The organism is Streptomyces durbertensis (genome assembly GCF_014156695.1).
GTDB lineage: Bacteria > Actinomycetota > Actinomycetes > Streptomycetales > Streptomycetaceae > Streptomyces > Streptomyces durbertensis.
This window is the reverse complement of sequence record NZ_WMLF01000518.1, coordinates 1-3,380: the sequence shown is the minus strand read 5'-3', so window position 1 is coordinate 3,380 and position 3,380 is coordinate 1. Positions and strand designations below refer to the sequence as shown.

General features: G+C 74.4%; 4 protein-coding genes and 1 pseudogene. All 5 read left to right on the top strand.

Translation table 11 applies throughout. The annotated features are described in order from the left end of the window. Window positions 1-346 (top strand): annotated as a pseudogene (locus GL263_RS23665) (hypothetical protein); the annotation flags it as partial. Window positions 347-440: 94 nt separating this feature from the next. Next, window positions 441-1,142, top strand: a complete 702-nt coding sequence (gene cpaB, locus GL263_RS23660; RefSeq protein ID WP_182857773.1) for a Flp pilus assembly protein CpaB — start codon at window positions 441-443, stop codon at window positions 1,140-1,142. Window positions 1,143-1,152: 10 nt separating this feature from the next. Further along, entirely contained in the window at window positions 1,153-2,499 is a 1,347-nt protein-coding gene (locus tag GL263_RS23655) for a CpaE/TadZ family protein (protein ID WP_182857772.1), read from the top strand. 2 nt (window positions 2,500-2,501) lie between these two features. Continuing rightward, complete coding sequence (locus tag GL263_RS23650) at window positions 2,502-2,906, top strand: TadE/TadG family type IV pilus assembly protein (RefSeq protein ID WP_182857771.1); 405 nt, start codon at window positions 2,502-2,504, stop codon at window positions 2,904-2,906. Continuing rightward, entirely contained in the window at window positions 2,903-3,310 is a 408-nt protein-coding gene (locus tag GL263_RS23645) for a TadE family protein (protein WP_182857770.1), read from the top strand. Before GL263_RS23650 ends, GL263_RS23645 begins: the two co-directional genes overlap by 4 nt. Window positions 3,311-3,380: the final 70 nt, after the last annotated feature.

Sequence of the window (3,380 nt, the reverse complement as noted above, 5' to 3'; positions counted from 1 at the left end):
CCACAGCCCCGCGGTGACGTCGGCGCTCGCCGACGCGCTGCGGTGGCACCGCCCCCTGATGCTGTTCTCGGCCGCCATGCTGCTGATGGCGGTGCTCTCAGCCCTGGGCCTGGTGATCGACGACCGCGTGGTCGTCGGGGCCCGTACCGTCCCGGGCGCCCGGTCCCGGCCCGTCGGCGGCGAGCAGCGTGCCGTCCCCGGCGGCGACGGCCGCGCGCTGCACGGCCCGGCCGGTCCCCGGCCCGGCATACCGGCGGCCGACCCCGCCACCGCGCCCTACGACGCCAGCCGCCTCACCCAGGCCCGCACCACGCAGCTCGGCACCCACCCGACCGGCCCGCCGTGAGCCCCGCGCCCCACGCCACCGACCGACCCCGTCCCCGGAGGCGCCCGGTCAGCCTCCGAGCCGCCCCACTCTTCACACGAGGTAACACCCACCGATGAACTCACGCCAGCGCCGCGGCGTCATCCTGATGCTGCTGTCCGTACTCGGCGCCCTCGTCGTCTTCGGCGGCGTGCTGTCCGTCGTCAACGACGTGGAGTCCAAGGTGGGCCCCGAGGTCACCGCCTACCAGCTGCGTCAGGACGTCGAACCCTACGTCGAACTGAGCGAGAAGCAGTTCACCGAGATCAGCGTGCCCAAGCGCTGGCTGCCGGACACCGCCGTCACCGACCTCGCGGAGATAGACCGCCGGATAGCCGTCAACCCGCTGAAGAAGGGTTCCCTGCTGCAACGCGACATGATCGCCGACCGGCCCGCGCTGGAGCCGGGTGAACAGGAGATCGCCATCATGATCGACGCCTCCACGGGCGTCGCAGGCAAGATCACCCCCGGCTCCCGGGTCAACGTCTTCGCCACCTTCCCCGGCGAAGGGGACGCCGAGCCCGTCTCCAAGGTCCTCGTCGACCGCGCCCGTGTCATCGACGTCGGCCGGCTCACCAGCCTGGAACCCGACGACGACGGCCGCGCCGGCCGCCGCCAGGTCGTGCCCATCACCTTCGCCCTGGACACGACGGACGCACAACGCGTCGCCTACGCCGAGTCGTTCGCCACCCACGTCCGGCTCGCCCTGGTCGCGCCGGGCGACGACAACCCGATCCCCAAGGGCGAACGCGACTACCGCCTCTCCCGGGACAAGTGAGGCAGCCACCATGGTCATCCGCGTCATCCAGGCCGCCAGCGACGCCGACGCCGTCCGGAGCACCGCCTCACTGCTCGGCCAGCTCCCCGGCGTCGAGCCCTTCCCGCCGGCCGGCAACTCCACCGCCCTGCTCGACCAACTCGCCGCGCTGGCAGCCGAGTCGGTGGGCGCGCTCCCCGAGGTGGTGCTCGTCCACGAGAGCATCACCCCGCTGCCGGCCCTCGAACTCGTCCGCGAGATCGCCCTCCGCTTCCCCGCCGTCGGCAGCGTGCTGCTCACCGGCGACCCCAGCCCGGCCGTGTACTCCGCCGCCATGGAGGCCGGTGCCAGGGGCGTCCTCGGGCTGCCCCTCGGCCACGACGACCTGACCGGCCGGGTGCACTCCGTCGCCCAGTGGGCGGCCGGCGTTCGGCGCCACCTCGGCGGCGGCGACGAGGCGCCGACCGGCCCCGGTGGCCGGGTGATCACCGTCAGCGGCGCCAAGGGCGGCGTCGGCTGCACCCTCACGGCCGTTCAACTCGCCCTCGCCGCCCAGTCCGGCGGCAGCGTCGCACTCGTCGACCTCGACCTCCAGAGCGGCGACGTCGCCTCCTTCGTCGACGTCCAGTTCCGCCGCTCGATCGCCGACCTCGCCGGCATCAGCGACCTCTCCGTCCGCGTCCTCCAGGACGCCGTCTTCGCCCATCCCAGCGGCCTCAACCTGCTGCTCGCCCCGGCGGAGGGAGAACGCGCCGAGGAGGTCACCGAGGCGGCCGCCCGGCAGATCCTCGGCGTCCTGCGCGCCCGCTACGAGACCGTGGTGATCGACTGCGGCGCCCAGCTCACCCCCGCCGGCGCCGCCGCCGTCGAGACGGCCGACACCGCGCTGATCGTCACCACCCCCGACGTCGTCGCCGTGCGCGGCGTCAAACGGATGCTGCGGCTGTGGGAACGCCTCCAGATACGCAAGGCCGAGGACGCCGTCACCGTCGTCAACCGCCACACCCGCACCAGCGAACTCCAGCCGCAGCTCATCCAACGGCTCACCGGCACCCGCCTCGCCCGCACCACCGTCCCCGCCAACTTCCGCGAACTCCAGGGCTACGTCGACTCCGCCCGGCTCCACGAACTCGACGGCCGCGGCAACGTCCGCCGGGCACTGTGGGCACTCGCCGCCGAACTCGGCGTCAACGCCTCCGACTCCGGCGGCCCCAGGGCCGGACGTGGCAGAGCGGCCGGAAGAGGGAAGACCCGGAAGGAGAAGGCCGGGGAAGCGAAACCCGGAAGACAGGACGGCGGCGGCGGACTCGTACGGCACACCGGCCGCGGCGGAACCCCGCCGGCCCGCCGCGGAGGACGCGGAGCAGGGGGACGCTGACGATGCGGACCGGATCAGCGGAAGACCACCGGCCGGCGCGGCAGGCGCCGACCGGCCGGGACAGCGGCCAGGCCACCGTGGAGTTCCTCGGCATGGTGCCGCTGATCCTGCTCCTGCTCGCGCTGTGCTGGCAGTTCGTACTCGTCGGCTACACCTTTGTCCTCGCCGGCGACGCCGCCGACCGCGCCGCCCGGGCCAGCGCCGTCGGCGAGAGCTGCCAGGCAGCCGCCGTCGAGGCCATGCCGGGCTCCTGGGCGTCCGGGGCCTCCGTCAGCTGCCCGGGACACGGCTACGGCGAGGTCGCCGCCGCCACCGTCCGGCTGAAGGTCCCCGTGCTCTTCCCCAGCGTCAAGCTCCCGCTGACGATCTCCAGCCGCGCCGCCGCACCCTCGGAGGCCGCCGAATGACCACCACCCCGCCCCCGCGCGGCACGCCGCCCGCTCCCGGCCGCCGCGCACGGCGCGACCGGGAGTCCGGGCAGGCGGCCATCGAGTTCATCGGCTTCGTTCCGATCCTGCTGCTCGTCGCGCTCGCCGCCGTCCAGCTCGGCCTCGCCGCGCACGCCGCCTCCCAGGCCGGCACCGCCGCCCGCGCCGCCGCCCGCGCCGCCTCCCAACACGAGGGCCCGGACCCGGTCAGCACCGGCCGCCAGGCCCTCAGCGGCTGGCTCGCCGACGACGCCGGCTTCCGTCAGGCAAGGGCACCCGGCGAGGTTACCGTGACCGCGACCGTCCGCATCCCCTCGGTCATCCCCGGCGTCGAGTTCGGCGAGGTGCGCCGCTCCTCCACGATGCCGCGCGCCCGCGACTGACCCGCCCCGCCCCCGGCCACCGACCCACTGGCTGGCTCTTATACACATCTCCGAGCCCACGAGACCTCAG